The sequence below is a fragment of the Kribbella sp. NPDC026596 genome, assembly GCF_040638415.1.
In the GTDB taxonomy this organism is placed as follows: domain Bacteria; phylum Actinomycetota; class Actinomycetes; order Propionibacteriales; family Kribbellaceae; genus Kribbella.
This window is the reverse complement of the sequence record NZ_JBEZYF010000039.1, coordinates 31,785-53,053: the sequence shown is the minus strand read 5'-3', so window position 1 is coordinate 53,053 and position 21,269 is coordinate 31,785. Positions and strand designations below refer to the sequence as shown.

Sequence of the window (21,269 nt, the reverse complement as noted above, 5' to 3'; positions counted from 1 at the left end):
GCCGACCTTAGGACATCATCTGAGCTCTGTCGGCACCCAGAACCGCAGCTTTCCGTGTCGTTCGTCTTCCAATTCGCCGCCGGCCGCCTCGATCACCTTGCGCGAGGCGACGTTGCCGGTGTCGCAGGTCACCAGCGCCGGGTCGATGCCGAGAGCCGCCGCGATCGGTAGTGACTGGGTCAGCATCTGGGTCGCGTACCCCCGGCGCCGGGCCGACGGGCGCACGTAGTACCCGATGTGGCCGCCGACCTCGGTCAGGGCGGCGGTGAGGTCGTGCCGGATGGACAGCCGGCCGAGCCACTCGACGCCGTCGACGAACCAGAGCACGGTCTGGTGCACGATCCCGGCCGGCAGCTCGGTCTCCGGTTCCGCCTCGGTCCTGATCACCTCTACCATCCGGGCGAACTCGGCCGGATCGGCCGCCTGCTGCCGGGTCCACTCCTCCTCGGGACCGGCCACCGACCGCGCGCCCATCCACCGCTCCTCCTGCGGCCCGGCCTCGTCCCAAGCGGCCAGGAACCCACGGTGAACAGCAGTGGACGGTACGACAAGGATCGGCATCTTTACAGTGTCGCGACACTCGCAAGCGCTTATGCCCCCGGGGATCCGGAGCTAAGGTGCGGACATGGCAAAGGCGCCCAGAGTTCTCGGAATCGTGCTGGCCGGCGGTGAGGGCAAGCGGCTGATGCCGCTGACCGGGGACCGGGCCAAACCGGCCGTCCCGTTCGGAGGCAGTTATCGCCTGATCGATTTCGTGCTGTCCAACCTGGTCAATGCCGGCTACCGGAACCTCTGTGTCCTGACGCAGTACAAGTCGCACTCGCTCGACCGGCATGTCACGCTCACCTGGCGGATGTCGACACTGCTGGGCAACTTCGTCACCTGTGTACCGGCCCAGCAGCGGCTCGGCCCGCAGTGGTACCAGGGCAGCGCGGACGCGATCTACCAGTCGATGAACCTGATCAACGACCACAAGCCCGATGTGATCGTGGTGTTCGGTGCCGACCACGTCTACCGGATGGACGCCTCCCAGATGGTGCAGGCGCACCTCGAGCGCGGGAACGGCGTGACCGTGGCCGGGATCCGGGTGCCACGGGTCGAGGCGACCGAGTTCGGCGTGATCAAGACCGGCCCGGACGGGCACTCGATCGAGGAGTTCCTGGAGAAGCCGGCCGACCCGCCGGGCCTGCCGGACTCGCCGGACGAGACGTTCGCCTCGATGGGCAACTACGTGTTCAGCGCCGACGTCCTGGTGGAGGCGCTGCGCAAGGACGCCGCCAACCCGGCGTCCCGGCACGACATGGGCGGCGACATCGTCCCGATGCTGGTTGCCGAGGGCAAGGCCGGTGTCTACGACTTCAAGGACAACGACGTACCGGGCGCGTTGGACCGCGATCGCTCGTACTGGCGCGACGTCGGGTCACTGGACTCGTACCACGAGGCGCACATGGACCTGGTCTCGATCCAGCCGGTGTTCAACCTCTACAACTCCGACTGGCCGATCTTCACCTCGCACCCGCAGTTGCCGGGCGCGAAGTTCACCGACGACGCGACCGTCGGCGAGTCGATCGTCTGCCAGGGCTCGATCGTGTCCGGTGCGACCGTGGAGCACTCGGTGCTCGGCTCCAACGTGATCGTCAGCGCCGGCGCGTTCATCGAGCGCGCGGTGATCATGGACAACTGCAAGATCGGTGCGAACGCCGTCCTGAAGAACGTCATCCTGGACAAGAACGTGATCGTGCCGGACGGCGTCGAGATCGGCGTCGACCCGGATCACGACCGCGAACGCGGCTTCACCGTCTCCAAGGGCGGCGTCACCGTGCTCGGCAAGGGCCAGGTGATCGATCCGCCGAAGGCCGCTGCCCCGTCCGACGAGTCAGAAGACGAGGTTGCCAAGGCGTGAGCACGGAGACTGAGGCATTGGAGCTCGATGCCACGGATCCGGGGCACCGCGAACTGTTCGACGTACCGCCGGCGCAGGGTGGCGACTACCCCGAGGTGGCTTACTTCGCCGGCAACTCGCTCGGTCTGCGCCCGCGCGCGACCCGGATCGAGCTGCTCGAGGACCTGGACGTGTGGGCTGCCCTCGGCGTTGAGGGGCACCTGGACGCCGAGCGGCCCTGGCTGCCGTACCACGAGCTGCTGACCGGTCCCGCGGCGCGCCTGGTCGGTGCGCTGCCGAGTGAGACCGTCGTGATGAACTCGCTCACCGTCAACCTGCACCTGCTGATGGTGTCGTTCTACCGCCCGACCCGCTCGCGGCACCGGATCGTGATCGAGGACTCCGCCTTCCCCTCCGACAGCTACGCCGTCCGCTCCCAGGCTCGTTTCCACGGGTACGACGCCGAGGACGCGATCATCCGCCTGCGGCCCCGGCCCGGCGAAGACTCCCTGCGTACGGCGGACGTCGTCGAGCAACTGGGTGGCGACGTGGCCCTGGTCCTCCTGGGCGGCGTGAACTACCTGACCGGCGAGCTGATGGACATCCCCACGATCACCAAGGCCGGTCACGCGGCCGGGGCGATCGTCGGCTGGGATCTCGCGCACGCGGCCGGAAATGTCCCGTTGGCGTTGCACGATTGGGGTGTGGACTTCGCGGCGTGGTGTTCGTACAAGTACCTCAACTCGGGGCCGGGCGCGCTCGCGGGTGCTTTTGTGCACGAGCGGCACGTCGGTGGGGACCTCCCGCGGTTCGAGGGCTGGTGGAGCACCGACCCGTCGACCCGGTTCGAGATGACACCCGAGTCGCGGCCGCCCGCGTCCGCGGACGCCTGGCAGGTGTCGAACCCGCCGATCTTCTCGATGAGCCCGGTCCGGACGTCGCTGGAGATCTTCGACAAGGTCGGCATCGGGGTCCTGCGGGAGCGCAGTCTGCGGCTGACGGCGTACCTGGAGAAGCTCTTGGCCAACGGCTGTCCCTTCCGGGTGATCACGCCGTCCGACCCTGCGCGACGGGGAGCTCAGTTGTCCTTGAAGGTCGATGGGATGCGGGCGGGTGACTTGGCGCGGCGGTTGCGGTTCGAGCACGGCGTGATCGCGGATGCGCGGGAGCCCGACGTACTGCGGCTTGCACCGGTGCCGCTGTACTCGACGTACCACGACTGCTGGCGCGCCGCGTCCGCTCTGGCTGAGGTGGTGCCGGCATGAAGGTCGCGATCGTCGGGGCAGGGCTGACCGGAAGTCTGCTGGCGTGTTTCCTGGCCCGGCGTGGACTGCAGGTGACGTTGTACGAGCGTCGCCCGGATCCCCGCATCGGTACGGCGGAACGCGGCCGGTCGATCAACCTGGCGATCTCCGAGCGCGGACTGGATGCGTTGCGGCGGATCGGCCTGGTCGACCAGGTGATGGCGGACGCCTTACCGATGAAGGGGCGGATGATCCATCCGGTCGCCGGGCCACTGGACTTCCAGGCCTACTCGGCGTCCGGCGATCGGGCGATCAACTCGATCAGCCGGGGCGCACTGAACAACGCCTTGCTGTCGGCGGCTTCGGATGCCCCCGGAGTCAGCGTCGTCTTCGAGCATCGGCTGGTGGAGCTGGACTCGCAGGCCGGGCGGATGGTCTTCGCCACGCCATCGGGCAAGGTGTCGGCTTCGGCTGACGTGGTGCTCGGTGCGGACGGAGCCGGCTCCGCGGTCCGTGAGCAATTGCTTGCCGAAGGTGTCGTTGCCGAGGACGTCGACTTCCTCGACTACGGCTACAAGGAGCTCTCGATCCCTGCCGTAGCCGGCGATTTCGCACTCGATCCGGGCGCGCTTCACATCTGGCCGCGCGGGACCTCGATGATGATCGCGCTGCCGAACCCGGATCGATCCTTCACCTGCACGCTGTTCTGGCCGGCCGGGTCCTTCGATGCGTTGACGGACGCTGCCGGGATCGAAGAGCACTTCCGGGTGAACTACCCGGATCTGTTGCCGTTGGCACCGGATCTCGTCGACGACTATCTGCACAACCCGGTCGGCGTGCTCGGCACCGTCCACACGTTGCCCTGGCAGGCTCACGGGCGTACGGCGTTGCTCGGAGACGCTGCCCACGCGATCGTCCCGTTCTACGGCCAGGGCGCCAACTGCGCCTTCGAGGACGTGGTCGAGCTGGACCGGTGCCTCGACGACACCGGCGGCTCGTGGGCCCGGGCGCTGCCGTTGTTCGAGGCACGCCGCCGCGAGAACACCGAGGCCATCGCCGGCATGGCGCTGGCCAATTTCATCGAGATGCGCGACAAGGTGGCGTCCCCGGTCTTCCGGCTGACCAAGCGCGTCGAACACGCCCTGGAGCGGTTGCTACCCGGCCGGTACGTGTCCCGCTACGAGCTCGTGTCGTTCTCCACCACGCCGTACGCGGAGGTGCAGGAGCGGGTGAAGCGGCAGCACCAGGTGCTGGGCCTGGGAGCGGTCGCCGCGGCCGGTGTACTCCTCGGGTTGGCGCGAAAGTGGGGCCGGCGATGAGCTTGTGGACACCTGAGTTGCTGACCGGGCAACCCAACTCGGTCGGATTGTTGCGGCACTTCGTCGACGGAGACTTCGTGGAGAGCGCGTCGACGTTCGCGAAGATCTCGCCGGTGACGGGGGAGCAGATCTTCGACGTGTGTGAGGCTGACGCGGCGACGGTGGACGCGGCGGTGAGCGCGGCCCGGGCGGCTTTGCGCGGGCCTTGGGGACGTCTCAGCGAGCAGGAGCGGGCGGCGGTTCTGCGCCGCGTCGCGGACGGGCTGGAACGGCGGTTCGACGACCTGGTCGCGGCCGAGGTGGGCGATACCGGCAAGTCGATCAGTCAGGCGCGGACGCTGGACATCCCGCGCGGGGCAGCCAACTTCCGGGCCTTCGCCGACTTCGCGACGACGGCGCCGACCGAGTCGTATACGACCGTGTTGCCCGACGGGCGGCGGGCGTTGAACTACGCGGTCCGGAAACCCGTCGGCGTGGTGGCGATCGTCGTACCGTGGAACCTGCCGTTGCTGCTGCTGACCTGGAAGGTCGCGCCGGCGCTTGCCTGCGGCAACGCTGTGATCGTCAAGCCGTCCGAAGAGACGCCGGCGTCGGCGACCGTGCTGGCCGAGGTGATGGCGGAGGCCGGCGTACCGCCCGGCGTCTTCAACCTCGTGCACGGGTTCGGCCCGTCGTCGGCGGGGGAGTACCTGACCCGGCATCCGGGCGTGGATGCGATCACGTTCACGGGCGAGTCCGCGACCGGTACGGCGATCGCCAAGGTCGCGGCGGACCGGGTCAAGGCCGTCTCGTTCGAGCTCGGTGGGAAGAACGCCGGGCTGGTCTTCGCCGACGCGTCGCTGGATGCGGCCGTCGAGGGATCGGTACGTTCGGTCTTCACCAACGGCGGCCAGGTCTGCCTGTGCACCGAACGCTTGTACGTCGAACGCCCTGTCTTCACGGAGTTCGTCGAGCGCTTGGCCGCGCGGGCGTCCGAGCTGACCTACGGGTGGCCTGCCGACGAGGCGACCATGAACATGCCGCTGATCTCCAAACAACACCGCGACAAGGTTCTGTCGTACTACGACCTCGCGCGGACCGAGGGAGCCGAGGTACTCGCGGGTGGCGGCGTACCGTCGTTCGGTGACGCCCGTGACGGTGGCTGCTACGTGCAACCAACTGTCGTCACTGGGCTGCCGCCGGACGCGCGGACGAACACGGAGGAGATCTTCGGGCCGATCTGCCACATCGCTCCGTTCGACACCGAGGAGGAGGCGTACGCGCTCGCCAACGGGTCCGATTATGGGCTGGCAGCAACGGTCTGGACGCGTGACGTCGGCCGCGCCCACCGCGCCGGCCCAGCCCTGGACGTTGGCATTGTTTGGGTCAACACCTGGTTCCTCCGCGATCTGCGGACACCCTTTGGTGGCATGAAGTTGTCGGGGGTCGGGCGCGAGGGCGGTCGGCACTCGCTGGACTTCTACTCCGAGCCGACCAACGTCTGCGTGGAGCTCACATGACCGTCGTACCGGGGAAGGCGGTGCCGCGGGGGCGGTTTCCGCATGTGAAGGTCAGCGGCGGGTTCGCGTTCGTTTCGGGGACATCGAGCCGGCGGCCGGACAACACGATCGCCGGGGCTTCGGTGGACTCATCGGGGACGGTCTCGCTGGACATCCGGGAGCAGACGCGCGCGGTGCTGGCGAACATCGCGGACATCCTGGCGGCCGTGGGGGCGGGACTCGAGGACCTTGTCAGCGTGACGACGTACCTGGTGTCGATGAACGACTTCGGCGGGTACAACGAGGTGTACGGCGAATTCTTCGACGAGTCCGGGCCGAGCCGGACGACCGTCGCAGTTCATCAGCTGCCGCATCCCCAGCTGCTGATCGAAATCCAGGCCGTGGCGGCCGTTCCAAAAGAACACAGCCCGCAAAGGAGCGAGTGATGGTCAATCTGGAGTCGACGAACTTTCCGCAGTGGATCGAGGAGAACAAGCACCTGCTGAAGCCCCCGGTCGGCAACAAGCAGATGTTCCCGACCGGGGACGACTTCATCACCATGGTGGTCGGCGGGCCGAACCAGCGGACCGACTTCCACGTCGACCCGTACGAGGAGTTCTTCTACCAGATCAAGGGACACCTGCACGTCAATGTGATGACCGACGACGGGCCGGCCAGGGTCGACATCAACGAGGGTGAGATGTGGGTGCTGCCGCGGAACATGCCGCACTCGCCGCAGCGCGGTCCGGAGTCGATCGGCCTGGTGATGGAGCGTGTTCGTGAGCCCGGGGTGCTGGAGAAGTTCCGCTGGTACTGCGAGAACTGCAACGCGATCGTGCACGAGGTCGAGCTCCAGGTGACCGACATCGTCGCCGACCTGCCGCCGGTGTTCAAGGCCTTCTACGAGAGCGAGGACGCCCGTACCTGCCCCGACTGCGGCACTGTGCACCCGGGTAAGGGCTGATGGCTGTTGATGTCCACACCCACCTAGTGCCGAAGGGGTGGCCGGATCTCTCGGTCGCGTGCGGTGGGGACGGCTGGCCGTGGTTGCGGATCGACTCCGAGCGGGCCGCGATGATCATGGTCGGCTCGACCGAGTTCCGCCCGATCGGCCCACCGGCTTGGGATCCGGCGACCCGGCGTGCGGACATGGATGCCGACGGCATCGACGTACAGGTGGTGTCGCCGACGCCGGTGTTCTTCGGGTACGACCGGCCGGCTGATCAGGCGGTCAAGCTGGCCAGGATCTTCAACGATCTCACTCTGGAGACGCTCGCCGGGGACAGCCGTTTCGTGCCGTTCTGCCAGGTGCCGTTGCAGGATCCGGACGCTGCGTGTGCCGAGCTGGATCGCTGCCGGGCCGCCGGACATGTGGGCGTCGAGATCGGCAACCACGTTGGCGACAAGGATCTCGACGACCCCGGAATCGTTGCCTTCCTCAACCACTGCGCCGAGACCGGGACGCCGGTGCTGGTGCATCCGTGGGACATGCCCGGCGGTCCACGGCTGGACCGCTGGATGGCTCGCTGGCTGACCGGGATGCCGGCCGAGACCCATCTGTCTGTACTCGCGATGATCCTCGGGGGTGCCTTCGACGCGCTGCCGCCGTCCCTGCGGATCTGTTTCGCTCACGGTGGCGGGAGTTTCGCGTTCTGGCTCGGGCGGCTGGAGAACGCCTGGCACCGGCGCGGCGACATCGTCCGTGGTTGCTCCGAGCACCCACCATCGCACTATCTGGACCGGTTCTTCGTCGACACGGTCGTGTTTGAATCAGCGCCTTTACGGCTACTTGTCGATACCTTGGGGGAAGACCGCGTTCTGGTCGGCAGTGATTATCCCTATCCACTGGGTGAGCGGCCGGTCGGGGAGGTGGTACGGAAGGCCGGTTTCCTGACCGCGGACCAGCAGCACAAGCTGCTGTCCGGGAACGCATTGCGCTATCTCGGGAGGTCTGATGAGTGAAGACCGATCGGTACTGTCGCGTGAAGCGCGCGAGCCCGACGAGGAGCTCCGGTACGGCGACCACGCGGACCAGGTGATCGACTACTGGCACGCGAAGGAGTACCGGCCGCTGGTCGTGTTCGTGCACGGTGGTTTCTGGCGGCCGGAGTACGACCGGACGCATGCTCGCCCGCTCGGTGAAGCGCTGGCCGACCTCGGCTGGCCCGTGCTGTCCCTGGAGTACCGCCGCGAGCCCGGTGATCCCGATGTCACGACGTCGGACGTCCGTACGGCGCTCGACGCGCTGCCCGACCTGGTCGACGTCCACGCCGGCTACGTGATGATCGGCCACTCCGCAGGGGGGCAACTCGCCTTGTGGGCCGCGTCTACGCTGAACCCGGTTCGCCTCCGCGGCCTGATCGCGCTGGCCCCGGTGGCCGACCTGCTGATGGCTGACCGCCTCGGCCTCGACGACGGCGCCGTACAGGACTTCATCGGCAGCGGCGTACGCAACGACCTCGACCCGGCGCACCTGCCCGCCCCGATCGCCCGGGTCGCCCTCATCCACGGCACCGCCGACACCCGCGTCCCGATCACCCTGACCGAGTCCTACTTCACCGCCCACCCCACCGCCCGCCTGATCCGCGTAGAACACGCCGGCCACTACGACCTCATAGACCCTCTGAGCGACTCCTGGCACGAGGTCACCACCGAACTCACCCGACTGACAAGCTGAGCATCATGCTCAACGGACAACGGATTGTGTTGCGTCCGGTGCGTGAACGCGATCTCGAGGTCTTCATCACCGCGCACACCGAGATGTCCACCCGCGGTGCGTACTTCCCGCTCGGTGTCCAGTCGGAGCCGGTACTGCGGCGGACGTACGCCGAGACCGGATTCTGGCAGCGCGACGAGGGCACCCTGCTGATCTGGGACCGGAGCGAGGTCATGGTCGGCCACATCGAGTTCTTCAAGTCGGTGGGCTACTGGGACGCCTACGAACTCTCTTACCAGCTTTATGGCGCGGAGCACGCCGGCCAGGGTTACACGACCGAGGCGGTCTGCCTGCTGGTCGACTACCTGTTCGGCTCGAAGAAGGTCAACCGCCTCTCCCTGGTGATCGTCCCCGAGAACACTCCCAGCCGGCGGATCGCAGAGAAATGCGGCTTCCAGCTCGAAGGCACCGCTCGTGGAGCGTTCTTCAACGCCGGCCGCAACCTCGACGTCCTCGTCTACTCACTGCTCCGCGACGACCCACGCCCCTGGCACGTCGACAGCTGAGGGGGTCGGCCTCAGGCATCGCGGCGTGGTTGGGCGGTGACGTCATCGATGACGTCGTCGAGGCTGGCCGGGGCCTCGTCGCTCCGCCCGGGCAGCTTCGCCTCGTCGTCGACCGGGGCGGCCTCGGCCTCCTCGATCTGTTCCGCGATCTCGACGACCTCGGCGGTGGTCAGGTCCTGATCGGCCATCCGGGCGTGCACCACGAACTCGTACAGCAGGAACAGGCTGACGTCGTCGTCCCCGCGCTCCTGACCGACTTTGAAGGGCTTGTTGATGACGTTGAGAAGCCGGAGCAAGTAGAGGAAGAAGAACGACAGGAACCCCAGCGTCACCAGGGTTTCCGTCTGGCCCCCGATCCTGGTGAACATCAGCAGCAGCAGGATCATCACCACGAACGAGACGATCATCGCGTACGCCGAGGGCAGGAACTCCTCGCGCTGGATGTGGTAGACCCGCAGGGCGGACTTGCGCAGACCGGCCTGCTCGGCCCGTAACCGTACGACGTAGTTGGCGGGGGCGTCGGACTCGTCCAGTTCGAGGAACGACTCTGAGACTTGTTCGATCGCGTCCTGGCACTTCCGGGTGTCACCTGCGCTGATGTCCTGCCTTAGTGCGTCCACGACGCCGATGAGCCGCTCCCGCAGCGAGTGCAGGTTCGGCGACCCCCACACGCGGCTCATCGACTCGCATTCACGCAGGATCGCGTACAGGCCGGCCGCGAGGTCGGTGGGGGCGCGTTCGGCGTCCTTGTAGTCCGACAGCGTCCCGGCGATCACCAGCGCCATCACGAACACACCGCCGGCGATGATGCTCGAGGCGAGCGCGGTCTGGCCGATGCCCTCGACCCCGATGTTCCACAGCACGGCCCGGATCCCGACCAGCACCGCGACGACGACCAGCGTCTGGAGGGCGAGGCGGTAGTCCTTCAACGACTTTCGCCACGGCATCTGCGGCCTCCACGTGCTCCCTGCTACTGGGCATCTCCCGCTCCGGAACGGAGGGGCGGACCGCGGAGACCGGCGTACCCGCCCGTCCCGAACACCGTAACGTCCGCAGAGACCCCACTGCGACGCCTGGCACGAACTAACACTTCACCGGCTGAGGTACGGGAGAAGACTCCGAGCGGTGTCGACGATCGTGCCCTCGACCGGCCGTGGCGACCAGCCGAGGACCCGGGTCGCCTTACCGAGCCGCGGTTCGCGGCGGACGCCCGCATCCCGGGCGAGCGCACGCAACGGACGTACGACGAGCGCGACAGCCTTCAGCAACCAGGTCGGAATCCGGCGCGTGGGCACCTTCGCCGCGTCGGCCCCGAGCCTGGACCGCAGAATCCCGGCGATCCCGGCCATCGACGAATAGCCGCCAGAGGCGATGAACCGCTGACCGGCGGCCCGATCGTCGGTCATCGCGACCAGGGGCAGAGCCGCCACATCGCGGACGTCGGCCACACCGAACCGCTGGTCGGGCAGGAACGGGAGGCGGCCCTCCAGCAGTGCGGTGATGACGCCGAGCGAACTGGCGAAGTCAGGCCCGAGAGCGGGACCGAAGATGCCGGTCGGGTTGATCACGGTCAGCTCGAGCCCCGCGGCGACGGCGTACTTCCAGGCCGCGCGTTCCGCCACGGTCTTCGACTTCACATAGGCACCGATCGGCGCGTCCAGGTTGGTCCAGGTCGCCTCGTCGTACGGCCCAGGACCGTCGTGGCCGTAACCGATCGCGGCGAACGACGACGTCAGTACGACGCGACGGACGCCGGCGTCACGGGCTGCGCGCAGTACTCGCAAGGTTCCGTCGCGCGCCGGAACGATCAAGGGCCGCCGGGATCGGCGTGATAGGTGACCAGGAGCTGATCGGACTCGGGCAGCACGAACTTCTGGTACCGCAGATCGAGCCGGCCGACCTGCGGACGGAGGAACTTCGTGATGCCTTCGTCCCGCACCTTCACGTCATGGCCGGCCCAGAGAGCGCCGGAAAGGATCGGTCTTCGCGGTCATCCCGTCCCAGTCGCGATAGAGCTCCCGCAGGTCCGGCTCGAGGAACGCGGCCCGCAACGTGTTGGACCCGACCGAGAAGTGCCGCGACAACGCCACCGCAAGCCGGTTCGCGGCCAGCACGGTGAACCCCCGGCCCTGCACGTACGCCGCCGGCGTCGGCCACCCGTCGATCAACGCCTGCAGATGCCGGCTCGCAGTGTCCTTCGACCGCCGCGGCCTGGCCGGCCGCGCGATGGCCCGCAGGTACGCCGTCGCGTCGCTGTCGAGCCGCAACGCCTCGGCAAGGCTCGCCAGGACCTGGTCACTCGGATGCAGATCCCGCCCCTGCTCCAGCCGCAGGTAGTACTCCGGACTGATTCCCGCAAGCAGCGCGACCTCTTCCCGCCGCAACCCCACCACCCGCCGCCGTCCCCCGGACACCAACCCAACATCCTCAGGCCGCAACCGCCCCCGCCTGGCCCGCAAATACTCGCCCAACCCGCCGGTGCCCATGGTTGCTCCTGCCTGTTGAGTCGCGTCGGAGATCAGTCCTGATCGGGGACTTGAATCCAGACCGCGCCGCGACCTGCTCCGGTGGAATTGACCTTTCCCTCGTTCCTGAGCTGCTCCAGCACCAATCGGATGGTTTGGTCGCTCACACCCGGAAGCGCTGCCCGAACCTCCGAAACCTTGAAGACCGCGGCCGCATGCTTGAGCACATGCTGCCGAACTCGATCCTGCTTCGTCCCTCCTGAACGATCGGCCGCCGCTCGGCGGGCGAAGGCCTGATATGCCGACGCCAGTGTGGTCACGAAGTACGACAGCCATGGCCAGGGATCTGCCGCATCTTGATGCCAGTCATGGGTCGATCGGAGCAACGCGTCGTAGTACGAGTCGGCGGAGTCAGCGATGAGTTGCTCGAGAGAAACCCATCGACAGACCTCGTAGCCCGCGTCGACCAGCACGGCGTTGGTCAGAGCCCGGGCGACCCGGCCGTTGCCGTCCGCGAACGGATGGATGACCAGGAGATCGAGGACCATCAGGCCGACCAGGAGAACCGGATGGTGCCGGCCCGCCCGCTGAGCGGCCAGGTACCGATCGATCAGGTCTTTCAGGTAGGCGTCGGTTTTCGCCGCCGGCACCGGGACGAACCGAACCGTCGTACTTCCGTCCGGCGAACGATCCACGACGAGGTTGTCGTCGGTCTTCAGCTGACCGCCGGGGTAGGCCGTCTCCGACCAGAGCAGGCGGTGCAGGTGGAGGAGCAGGCCGAGGCCGAGCGGATGCCAGTCCTCCTGGAACAGATAGTCCAGCGCCTTGCGGTAACCGGCGAGCTCTTGCTCGCTTCTGGTGCGAAGGACGCCGGCGCGACCTTCGATGATGCGTTCAGCCCGTGCAGCGTCCGGTACGACGACGCCTTCGATTGCCGATGACGCGGTGATGCTCTGGATCCGCGCGCGGTTGGCGAGCTCGGTAAGGAGGGCCGGAAGCTGGTTGCGGTACAGCGCCTCGCTGCCTCTGCCGGTATCGATCGAGCGCAGTTGCATGACGACGCCGGCCGGCACCTGCCCGATCACGCGATCCAGGTCCGCGAACGAGCGCATCCGATCCTCCAAAGAAACCAACAAATTTACTAATCAGAGGTCACTTTAGCGTATTTGTTGGTTTCTTTAGCATGTTTCTACCGCCTATCGACCGCACTCGGTGGCCAATCTTGCACTAGCTGTAGTTGTCAGCTGAGGCGTTTGGCGGCGGTGAGGAGGCCTTCGGAGGTGGGGAGGAGGGCGGAGACGAGGTCGTCGTCGTCGCGGACGGCGCGGATCAGGTCGCGGAGGGCGGTGGTGTCGGGGTCGCGGATGGCCGGGTCGGCGACGCGGCCGCCGGAGAGGATGCCGGCGAAGACGACGACGCCGCCGGGGCGCAGCAGCCGGAGGGCCTCGTGCAGGTACGCCGTGTTCTCGCGGCGGTCGGCGTCACAGAAGACCAGGTCGTAGTGCCCGTCGGTCAGCCGGGTGACCACGTCCAGCCCGGCGCCGGCGATCAGGCGGAACCGGTTCGACGGCACGCCGGCGTCGAGGAACGTCTTGCGGGCCAGCCGCTGGTTCTCCGCGTCGATGTCGACCGTGGTCAGGGTGCCGTCGGTGCGCATCCCGCGCAGCAGGGCCAGCCCGGAGACACCGGTGCCGGTGCCGATCTCGACCACCGCCTTGGCGCCGACGCCGGCGGCGAGCATGCTCAGCGCGGCGGACGAGCCGGGTCCGATCGGGACCACTCCGCTTTCAGCGGCGCTCGCCCGCGCACCGGTGACGACTTCGCCTTCACCGGTGTAGTCCTCGGCGTACGCCCAGGACGTCGGGTCGATGCCGGTGGCGATGATGCCCTCCCAAGGATCTGCGGGGTGTTCTGCGGCTGCGGTACTCATGCTGAACCGAAGCCTAGCGGCACGAGGTCCGCATTCCGTGTCTCCCGCGCGGAGACTGCGCACTCTTGCTCATTACAGGTGACCTTGAATCAGATATGATCGTCCTCAGCAGGCAAACCGGACCCAGTGAGGGGAGGTGCGGAGTGAGGTCAGGCGCGGATGACGTCGATGCCGGCTTCCTTGAAGACGGTCAGCTGGGACTCGTCGGCCTGGGCGTCGGTGACGAGGGTGTCGATCTCGCTCAGCTCGCAGATCCGGGCGAACGCCCGCTGCCCGAGCTTGGAGGAGTCGGCCACCACGACCACCTTCGCGGCCCGGCTGACGATCAGCTGGTTGATGTTCGCCTCGCCCTCGTGGTGGGCGGTGGCGCCGGTCTCGTCGATCCCGTCCACGCCGATGAAGGCGATGTCCAGGGACAGGTCGGACAGGATCCGGTGCGACAGCGGGCCGATCATCTCGTAGGACTGCGGCCGTGCGACGCCGCCGGTCAGCACCATCTTCACGTGCGGCCGGACGATCAGCTCGTTGGCGATGTTCAGCGCGTTGGTGACGAGGGTGAACGCGGGCTCGCCGTGCTCGGCCGACAGCTCCGGCCGGGTCGCCAGCGTGCGCGCCACCTCGGAGATCGTGGTGCCGCCGTTCATCCCGATCACCATGCCGCGGCGCACCAGCGTGGCCGCCGCCTGCGCGATCCGCTGCTTCTCGGACGCGAAACGCGCAGTCTTGTAGCGCAGCGGCAGGTCGTACGACACCGCGTTGGCGACCGCGCCGCCGCGGGTCCGAGTGAGGAGCTGCTGCTTGCCGAGGTGGTCCAGATCGCGCCGAATCGTCGCTGCGGACACATGCAACTGCTCGGCCAGCTCATCGACGTCGATGGCGCCCTTCTCGGCGAGCGACTCGAGCAAGGTGTTCAGGCGTTCATAACGCTTCACCCGGGGCTCCTCCTTCACACAATCGGTCAGCCGGGTGGCGGCTGGTTGGCACCATTCGATCACGTTCGAGCAGTTTCGACCATGACAAGTGCGGAGACGACATGACGCAGACGCCATTTGTGAGCACTGAGATCGCCACCCAGCCGGACCTCTGGAGGCAGATTTCGGACGGTTTCGCGCAGTACGGCGGTGCATTGCCGAAGGCCGGTCAGCGTGTCGCGGCGGTGGGTTGCGGCACGTCGTGGTTCATGGCGATGGCGTACGCCGCCCTCCGCGAGGACCTGGGCCAGGGGGAGACCGACGCGTTCGCGGGCTCGGAGTTCCCGGCGGGACGCGAGTACGACGCTGTGGTCGTGATCAGCCGGTCGGGGACGACGACCGAGGTGCTGGATCTGATCCGTGCGACCGACCTGCCGACCGTGGCGATCACCGCGACCCCTGGCTCGCCGATCGTCGACCTGGCCGACCAGACCATCATGCTGGACTTCGCGGATGAGCAGTCCGTTGTGCAGACCCGGTTCGCGACCACCACGCTGGCGTTGCTGCGCGCTTCGCTCGGCCAGGACCTCACTCAGGCCGCCGCGGACGCTCAGACCGCGCTGACCATCGATGTGGACGAGCTGGCGAAGCTGGAGCAGGTCACGTACGTCGGCACCCGGTGGACCGTCGGTCTGGCGCACGAGGCCGCGCTGAAGCAGCGTGAGGCCGCGTCGGCGTGGACCGAGGCCTACCCGGCGATGGACTACCGGCACGGCCCGATCGCGATCGCCCAGACCGGCCGCGGTGTCTGGATCTTCGGCGAGGCGCCGGCCAACTTCCTCGACGACGTCGCCGCCACCGGTGCAACCGTCGTACACCACGCCGACCTGGACCCGATGGCTTCCCTGGTGGTAGCCCAGCGGGTCGCAGTCGCCAAGTCCCTGGCCCTAGGCCTCAACCCCGACCAGCCCCGAAGCCTCACCCGCTCAGTCATCCTCGACTGACCCCACCAGCCATCCTCGACTGACTCGACCGACCCCGCGGGATATCCGGCTCTCCTGGGTCCGCGGGAATGCCACCAGCCCAGGGGGTTGCCCGTTCAGTTGGAGGGTTGCCCACTGAGAATCTGAGGGGGCAACCCTCCACCTCGATGTGCAACCCCTGCCATGAGGGCACCCGCTCGCCGCACCTGCCAGTCCACGTGGGGCCGGCGGGAGGCGCGGCCAGGCCTCGGCGAGTCGGCAGTGGGGCAGCCGGTCACGTGATGGCCGCCGGTGGCGGCGGCGGCGTACTGATCGACAGGTAGTGCTCAGGTGCCTGGTAGTGCAGCTGAGCGGGGACGGAGCCCGCGTGTACGTCGTATCGGGGTGCACTACCTGTCCGTTGGTACACGCACCCGGAGCGCGCGACTGGTGTGCTCGCGGCCTGGGAGTGTGACAAGCCGTGGGTGCCCGGGGAGCGAGGGTGTCGTGGACGGAGGCGTGGGGACAGGACAGGAACTGGTGGATGGGGGACCTGTCCCAGGTCACCGTCTCCTGTCAGGTCACCCGTGCACTGTCACTCCAGGCACCCACACCTACGGCACAAGAGCCGGATATCCCTCCGTCGTGTGCGTCCGGTGTGGTGGTGCGGAATTGGGATCGGCTGAGGTCTGGTGTTTGCGAAAGCGCTTGCGCTACTCTGCGGAACAGTCGGCTCGCCGACCGCCATCCCCGCTGAGGAGTTTCGATGACCAGAACCGCAATTCGTTCCACCGCGGCGTTTTCGACCGCAGCACTCGCGCTGGCAGGGCTGGTGGCCTGCTCCAGTGCACCGTCCGCGTCCGGTGACGCCGCTGCCTCCGGGCAGGTGACGATCACCGTCGGTGACCGCCCCAGCAGCTCGGACCCGGCCAACCGGGCGACGTACGACAAGAAGGTGGCCGACTTCCAGACGGCGAACCCGGACATCAAGCTGAACCCGGTCGAGACGCTCTGGGATCCGACCACGTTCCAGGCCCAGGCGGCCGGCGGGCAGTTGCCCGACGTGCTGAACGTGCCGTTCACCGAGCCGCAGGGCATGATCGCCCGCAAGCAGGTCGCCGACCTCACCAAGACGCTCAAGGACGACGGGTTGCTGGCCGAGCTGAACCCGAACGTGCTGAAGATCGGCCAGGACCAGGCGGGCAACGTGTACGCCGTCCCGACCGCGGCGTACTCGGTCGGCCTGATCTACAACCGCGACCTGTTCACCAAGGCCGGGCTGGACCCGGACAAGCCGCCGACGACCTGGGACGAGGTCCGCGCGGACGCCAAGCAGATCGCTCAGAAGACCGGTCAGGCCGGCTACGCCCAGATGACCACGAGCAACACCGGGGGCTGGATGTTCACCACCCAGACCTACGCGTTCGGCGGCTCGGTCGAGAACGAGGACGGCAGCAAGGCGTCCTTCGACGACGCGCCGTCGAAGGCCGCGCTGCAGGCGCTGCACGACATGAAGTGGGTCGACAAGTCGATGGGCCAGGCAGTGCTCTACGACATCGACGGCATCTCGAAGGCGTTCGCGGCCGGCAAGATCGGCATGTACATGTCCGCGCCGGACGCCTATCGCACCCTGGTCCAGACCAACGGGCTCAAGGCGTCGGCGTTCGGTATCGGCCCGATGCCCCAGCAGGGTGGCGATCACGGCACTCTCAGCGGCGGCAGCGTCCAGATCGTCAGCCCGAGTACGACGGACGCCGAGCGGGTGGCCGCGGTCAAGTGGATCAAGTTCGCCTACCTGAACAAGTACGTGAACCAGGACGCGGCGGTGACGAGTGCCAAGAACGGTGTGGCGGCGAAGCTGCCGGTCGGGGTGCCGGGTCTCCCCGTGGTCGCGGCCGATCAGTGGACGACGTACCAGTCGTGGATCAAGCCGTACGTGAACGTGCCGCTGGACAACTTCGCGCCGTACACGAAGGTGGCGGCCGACCAGAAGATCATCCCCGAGCCGCCGGTGAAGGCGCAGGAGGTCTACGCCGCCCTCGACCCGGTGGTGCAGACCGTGCTCGGCAACGAGAAGGCCGACATCCCGGCGCTGCTGACCAAGGCCACCGCCACGGTGAACGCCAAGCTCGGGCGCTGAGTTGCCCACCGCAACGACAACCGGCACGACCACCGGGCTGCGCTCCCGCAGCGTGGCCCGGCGGCCGGCCTGGATCCTGCTCCGCCGGGCCCGGAACGGCATCCCGGCAGTGCTGTTCGCGCTGCCGGTGCTCCTGATCTTTCTGGTCTTCTCCTGGGGCCCGATCGTCCGCGGGCTGGTGATGAGCCTGCAGCAGACCAACCTGATCGACCCGGTCAAGTGGGTCGGTCTGGAGAACTTCCGGTACGTCCTGACCGACCCCGCGGTCGGTCAGGCGACCGTGAACACGGTCTGGTTCACCCTGCTGGCGCTGCTGTTCGGCTTCCCACTGCCGATCCTGCTGGCGATGTTCCTGTCCGAGCTGCGCGGCCGGTCCTGGGCCTACACGACGCTCGCCTACCTGCCGGTGATCACTCCGCCGGTGGTGGCGATCCTGTTGTGGCGGTTCTTCTACGACCCGTCCTCGAACGGGATGTTCAACAGCATCCTCGGGGTGTTCGGGCTCGGACCGTACCTCTGGCTCGACAGTCCGTCGTCGGCGATGCCGTCGATCGTGCTGGAGGCGACATGGGCCGGTGCGGGCAACGCAGTGATCATCTACCTGGCCGCACTGACCTCGGTCCGGGCCGATCTCTACGAGGCGGCCGAGCTGGACGGTGCCGGCGTGTTCCGGCGCGTGTGGCACGTGATGCTGCCGCACCTGCGCGGCGTACTGCTCCTGATGCTGCTCTTGCAGGTCATCGGCACCATGCAGCTGTTCACCGAGCCTCTGTTGTTCACCGGGGGAGGGCCACAGGGCGCGACCATGACGATCCTGCTGCTGATCTACAACTACGCCTTCGTCAACGGTGACTATGGCGCCGCAACGGCGTTGAGTGTGCTCCTGGCGGTGGCACTCGGTGTGATGTCGGCGGTCTTCCAGTTCGCCACGCGTGGCTGGAGCTCCGAGTGAGTGACGAACGCGGTGCGCTGTCGAACTCCGACCGCAAAGAGTCCCGTATCCGGGTGCCATTCGTCATCGGTCAGGTCGTGGTGTTCGCCGGGCTGCTGGTGGCCGGCCTCGGACCGTTCCTGTGGTTGCTCAAGGCAGCGATCTCGCCGACCCAGGACAGCATCCGGCACCCGCTCGCGTTGTTCCCGTCCGGTGAGGTGCAGTGGCAGAACCTCGCAACCGCTTGGCAGCAAGGCCATATCGGCTACTACCTCGGCAACACCGCCATCATCGCGGCGGGTACGGCGCTCGCGTCGCTGATCATCTGTACGACGGCCGGCTACGTGCTCAGCGTGCTCCGGCCGCGCTGGGGACCGTGGTTGTCGGCGGCGATCCTGGTCACGCTGTTCGTGCCGCACATCGTCTCGCTGGTCCCGCTGTACCTGACCGTGCTGAAGCTGCCGGTGGTGCACACCAACCTGACCAACACGTTCTGGGCGGTCTGGCTGCCGCCCGCGGCCAGTGCGTTCAACGTGCTGATCGTGAAGCGCTTCTTCGACGGCATCCCGCGCGAGTACTTCGAGGCGGCCCGGATCGACGGGGCCGGGTCGCTGCGGGTCTTCACCTCGCTCGTGCTCCCGCTGTCGCGTCCGATCCTCGGTGTGGTCGTGCTGCTCAGCATCATCTCTTCCTGGAAGGACTATTTGTGGCCTCTGCTGGTGCTGACCAATCCGGATCTGCAGCCGGTCTCGGTGGCGTTGCCGAAGATCGCCAAGGTGACGGAGCTCAACATCCAGTTGGCGGGCCTGTTCCTGGCCCTGCTGATCCCGGTGGCCTTGTTCCTGGTCTTCCAGCGGGCGTTTCTGCGTGGCGTCGGCCTGTCCGGAGGGATCAAGGCGTGAGGCGGGTCCTGGTCACCGGCGCGGACGGATCGATCGGCCGGGCGGCGGTCGACGGCCTGCGGGCGGCTGGGTACGACGTCACCGGCCTCTCGCTGCGCTACGACCAGGCGAGTACGGCGGACCGCCCGCTGGTCGGTGACGCCCGATCATCGGCCGATGTCGTGGCCGCGCTCGACGAGGTGGACGCCGTACTGCATCTGGCCGCGATCCCGCATCCGAGCCTGGGGACGCCGGAGGAGGTGTTCGAGAACAATGTGGCGGCGACGTTCAACGTACTCGCGCAGGCCGGGCAGCGGGGGATCCGCCGGGCCGTGATCGCGAGCAGTATCAACGCGTTCGGCGTACCGATGAACGTGAACCCGGTGGTGCCGGCGTACTACCCGCTCGACGAGGACGTGCACGCCGACATCTCCGACGCGTACTCGCTGTCGAAGAGCGTCGACGAGCAGAGTGCCCGGATGGCCTGGCGGCGGTGGGGGACCAACGTGATCGCGCTGCGCTTTCCGCTGGTGAAGACGCGCGAGCAGTTGTTCAAGTTCGCGGCCAACGCGGAACGCGATCCGTCCACGATGGCGCGTGAGGGCTGGGCCTACCTCGACCTGCGGGACGGCGTCCGGGCGATCATCGCGGCGCTCGAGTCACCGGCGACCGGCGCCCACGTGGTCGGCCTGGCCGCCGACGACATCCTGATCGACCGGCCGACGAATGAGCTACTGCGCGAGTACGCCCCCACAGTCCCGGTACGCCGTCCCGTCCCCGGACGCACCGCCTTGGTCGACACGTCCCGAGCCCGAGACCTCCTCGGCTTCACCCCGCACTACTCCATCCACGAGGACGGTCAGACGGTTTCGGCGATGACCAGCTGAGGAGCGACGTACTGGATGCCGGGCCGGGGGTCGGGTTCGAGGAGGCGGGCGGCGACCAGGCGGCCGATCTCCTCGAGTCCGACGTCGATCGTGGTCAGGTGGCGGCGGACGCGCTGGTCGTGCATCAGGCGTTCCCAGTTGTCGACGCCGATCAGGCCCACGTCGCCGGGCACCTGCCGGCCGCTCGCGCGGATGACGCGCTCCGCGCCGCGGGCGATCGCGTCACTGCCACAGAAGATCGCGTCGACGTCGGGCACCTCGGCCAGCACCTCGCCGGCGGCCTCCTCGCCCCAGTCCTCCCGCCAGCGGCCGAAGCGCACCGGCGTGGCCCACTCGAGTCCGGCGTCGGCGAGGACCTCACCGGCGCCCGCCGCCCGGCGCTGCGCGGCGTTGTCGCCTGGTTCCGCGGTGATGTGGGCAATCCGGCGACGGCCGGTCGACAGCAGGTGGGTCGCGGCCAGCCGGCCGATCGCGATGTCGTCCGAGGTGATGGTGACGTCATCCGGGTCCTCGGTGAAGGTGAACGCGTAGATCACCGGGACCTCGAACCGGCTGGTGAGTGACGGGGTCGGGAACGACGTACCCGTACCGATCACGATCACGCCGTCGATCCGGCGGGCCCGCAGTTGCAGGATGCTCTCGGTGACGTCCTGCTCGTCCATCCGGGCGTCGTACAGCAGGATCGCCTGTTCCTTGGCGCCGAGCTCGGTGGCGGCGGTGGCCAGCACGACCCGGGTGAACGGGTTCGAGGCGCGGTGCGTCAGGACGCCGATCGTCTGGCTCCGGCCGCGGGCGAAGGACCGGGCCAGCGCGTTGTGCCGGAACCCGAGCCGGTCCGCGGTGACACGGACGTGCTGGCGGGTCGCCTCCGAGATCCGGTCGGTGCCGTTGAGCGCCTTCGAGGCGGTCGACAGCGACACCCCCGCGGCAGCGGCCACGTCGGACAAGGTGATCAGCTGGTCGGCCATCTGCTCATCGTAGTCAGTGATGAGCCGTTGACAGCGGGCTCGCCGGGTA

General features: G+C 67.8%; 23 protein-coding genes. 14 read left to right on the top strand and 9 right to left on the bottom strand.

What is annotated here, in order from left to right; all coding sequences use genetic code 11:
* Window positions 1-15 precede the first annotated feature (15 nt).
* A complete protein-coding gene (locus tag AB0E63_RS28395; RefSeq protein WP_360372730.1) occupies window positions 16-561 on the bottom strand; it encodes a GNAT family N-acetyltransferase in 546 nt (181 codons plus the stop codon).
* 64 nt (window positions 562-625) lie between these two features.
* Here AB0E63_RS28395 and glgC point away from each other — a divergent pair, with 64 nt between their 5' ends.
* Genes glgC through AB0E63_RS28350 form a run of 9 tightly spaced genes read left to right on the top strand, consistent with a single transcriptional unit; the run spans window position 626 to window position 9,145 of the window.
* Complete coding sequence (gene glgC / locus AB0E63_RS28390) at window positions 626-1,903, top strand: glucose-1-phosphate adenylyltransferase (protein WP_360372727.1); 1,278 nt, start codon at window positions 626-628, stop codon at window positions 1,901-1,903.
* Entirely contained in the window at window positions 1,900-3,147 is a 1,248-nt protein-coding gene (gene kynU / locus AB0E63_RS28385; protein WP_360372724.1) for a kynureninase, read from the top strand. The genes glgC and kynU overlap by 4 nt, the downstream gene beginning before the upstream one ends.
* On the top strand, window positions 3,144-4,445 hold the full coding sequence (locus AB0E63_RS28380) for an NAD(P)/FAD-dependent oxidoreductase (RefSeq protein ID WP_360372722.1): 1,302 nt from the start codon (window positions 3,144-3,146) through the stop codon (window positions 4,443-4,445). Before kynU ends, AB0E63_RS28380 begins: the two co-directional genes overlap by 4 nt.
* The gene (locus AB0E63_RS28375) at window positions 4,442-5,944 is read left to right on the top strand and encodes a 2-hydroxymuconic semialdehyde dehydrogenase (RefSeq protein WP_360372719.1); all 1,503 of its coding nucleotides are present in this window, start codon (window positions 4,442-4,444) and stop codon (window positions 5,942-5,944) included. The genes AB0E63_RS28380 and AB0E63_RS28375 overlap by 4 nt, the downstream gene beginning before the upstream one ends.
* Window positions 5,941-6,369, top strand: coding sequence for a RidA family protein (locus AB0E63_RS28370; protein WP_360372716.1), 429 nt, complete (start codon window positions 5,941-5,943; stop codon window positions 6,367-6,369). The genes AB0E63_RS28375 and AB0E63_RS28370 overlap by 4 nt, the downstream gene beginning before the upstream one ends.
* Window positions 6,369-6,887 (top strand): 3-hydroxyanthranilate 3,4-dioxygenase, encoded by a 519-nt coding sequence (locus AB0E63_RS28365; protein ID WP_360372713.1) that lies wholly within the window; start codon window positions 6,369-6,371, stop codon window positions 6,885-6,887. Before AB0E63_RS28370 ends, AB0E63_RS28365 begins: the two co-directional genes overlap by 1 nt.
* The gene (locus tag AB0E63_RS28360; RefSeq protein ID WP_360372710.1) at window positions 6,887-7,885 is read left to right on the top strand and encodes an amidohydrolase family protein; all 999 of its coding nucleotides are present in this window, start codon (window positions 6,887-6,889) and stop codon (window positions 7,883-7,885) included. The genes AB0E63_RS28365 and AB0E63_RS28360 overlap by 1 nt, the downstream gene beginning before the upstream one ends.
* The gene (locus AB0E63_RS28355; protein WP_360372708.1) at window positions 7,878-8,600 is read left to right on the top strand and encodes an alpha/beta hydrolase; all 723 of its coding nucleotides are present in this window, start codon (window positions 7,878-7,880) and stop codon (window positions 8,598-8,600) included. The genes AB0E63_RS28360 and AB0E63_RS28355 overlap by 8 nt, the downstream gene beginning before the upstream one ends.
* Window positions 8,601-8,605: 5 nt before the next feature.
* Window positions 8,606-9,145 carry a GNAT family protein gene (locus tag AB0E63_RS28350; RefSeq protein WP_360372705.1) on the top strand — a complete coding sequence of 180 codons (540 nt, stop codon included), beginning with the start codon at window positions 8,606-8,608 and terminating at the stop codon, window positions 9,143-9,145.
* Window positions 9,146-9,156: 11 nt separating this feature from the next.
* Here the strand turns inward: AB0E63_RS28350 and AB0E63_RS28345 are convergent, their stop codons facing one another.
* From AB0E63_RS28345 to AB0E63_RS28315, 7 genes are all read right to left on the bottom strand, one after another.
* Window positions 9,157-10,092 (bottom strand): hypothetical protein, encoded by a 936-nt coding sequence (locus AB0E63_RS28345; RefSeq protein ID WP_360372702.1) that lies wholly within the window; start codon window positions 10,090-10,092, stop codon window positions 9,157-9,159.
* Between the two features lie 144 nt (window positions 10,093-10,236).
* A complete protein-coding gene (locus AB0E63_RS28340; RefSeq protein WP_360372699.1) occupies window positions 10,237-10,929 on the bottom strand; it encodes an NAD-dependent epimerase/dehydratase family protein in 693 nt (230 codons plus the stop codon).
* 23 nt (window positions 10,930-10,952) lie between these two features.
* The gene (locus AB0E63_RS28335) at window positions 10,953-11,084 is read right to left on the bottom strand and encodes a hypothetical protein (RefSeq protein WP_360372696.1); all 132 of its coding nucleotides are present in this window, start codon (window positions 11,082-11,084) and stop codon (window positions 10,953-10,955) included.
* A 7-nt stretch (window positions 11,085-11,091) separates the two neighbouring features.
* The gene (locus AB0E63_RS28330) at window positions 11,092-11,559 is read right to left on the bottom strand and encodes a helix-turn-helix domain-containing protein (RefSeq protein ID WP_360372693.1); all 468 of its coding nucleotides are present in this window, start codon (window positions 11,557-11,559) and stop codon (window positions 11,092-11,094) included.
* A 104-nt stretch (window positions 11,560-11,663) separates the two neighbouring features.
* The gene (locus AB0E63_RS28325; protein WP_360372690.1) at window positions 11,664-12,722 is read right to left on the bottom strand and encodes a Fic family protein; all 1,059 of its coding nucleotides are present in this window, start codon (window positions 12,720-12,722) and stop codon (window positions 11,664-11,666) included.
* A gap of 128 nt (window positions 12,723-12,850) precedes the next feature.
* A complete protein-coding gene (locus tag AB0E63_RS28320) occupies window positions 12,851-13,540 on the bottom strand; it encodes an O-methyltransferase (RefSeq protein ID WP_360372687.1) in 690 nt (229 codons plus the stop codon).
* Window positions 13,541-13,689: 149 nt separating this feature from the next.
* Window positions 13,690-14,472 carry a DeoR/GlpR family DNA-binding transcription regulator gene (locus AB0E63_RS28315; protein WP_134108530.1) on the bottom strand — a complete coding sequence of 261 codons (783 nt, stop codon included), beginning with the start codon at window positions 14,470-14,472 and terminating at the stop codon, window positions 13,690-13,692.
* 119 nt (window positions 14,473-14,591) lie between these two features.
* Between AB0E63_RS28315 and AB0E63_RS28310 the strand changes: the two genes are divergently transcribed.
* The 5 genes from AB0E63_RS28310 (at window position 14,592) to AB0E63_RS28290 (ending at window position 20,252) form a co-directional block, all read left to right on the top strand.
* Window positions 14,592-15,455, top strand: a complete 864-nt coding sequence (locus AB0E63_RS28310) for an SIS domain-containing protein (protein ID WP_360372684.1) — start codon at window positions 14,592-14,594, stop codon at window positions 15,453-15,455.
* Between the two features lie 724 nt (window positions 15,456-16,179).
* Window positions 16,180-17,553 (top strand): extracellular solute-binding protein, encoded by a 1,374-nt coding sequence (locus AB0E63_RS28305; protein ID WP_360372681.1) that lies wholly within the window; start codon window positions 16,180-16,182, stop codon window positions 17,551-17,553.
* 1 nt (window position 17,554) lies between these two features.
* Window positions 17,555-18,505, top strand: coding sequence for a sugar ABC transporter permease (locus tag AB0E63_RS28300; RefSeq protein WP_360372677.1), 951 nt, complete (start codon window positions 17,555-17,557; stop codon window positions 18,503-18,505).
* Entirely contained in the window at window positions 18,502-19,386 is an 885-nt protein-coding gene (locus AB0E63_RS28295) for a carbohydrate ABC transporter permease (RefSeq protein ID WP_360372674.1), read from the top strand. Before AB0E63_RS28300 ends, AB0E63_RS28295 begins: the two co-directional genes overlap by 4 nt.
* Window positions 19,383-20,252 carry an NAD(P)-dependent oxidoreductase gene (locus AB0E63_RS28290; protein ID WP_360372671.1) on the top strand — a complete coding sequence of 290 codons (870 nt, stop codon included), beginning with the start codon at window positions 19,383-19,385 and terminating at the stop codon, window positions 20,250-20,252. The genes AB0E63_RS28295 and AB0E63_RS28290 overlap by 4 nt, the downstream gene beginning before the upstream one ends.
* Here the strand turns inward: AB0E63_RS28290 and AB0E63_RS28285 are convergent.
* Entirely contained in the window at window positions 20,225-21,220 is a 996-nt protein-coding gene (locus tag AB0E63_RS28285) for a LacI family DNA-binding transcriptional regulator (protein ID WP_360372668.1), read from the bottom strand. The two genes, AB0E63_RS28290 and AB0E63_RS28285, sit on opposite strands and share 28 nt — an antisense overlap.
* Window positions 21,221-21,269 lie beyond the last annotated feature (49 nt).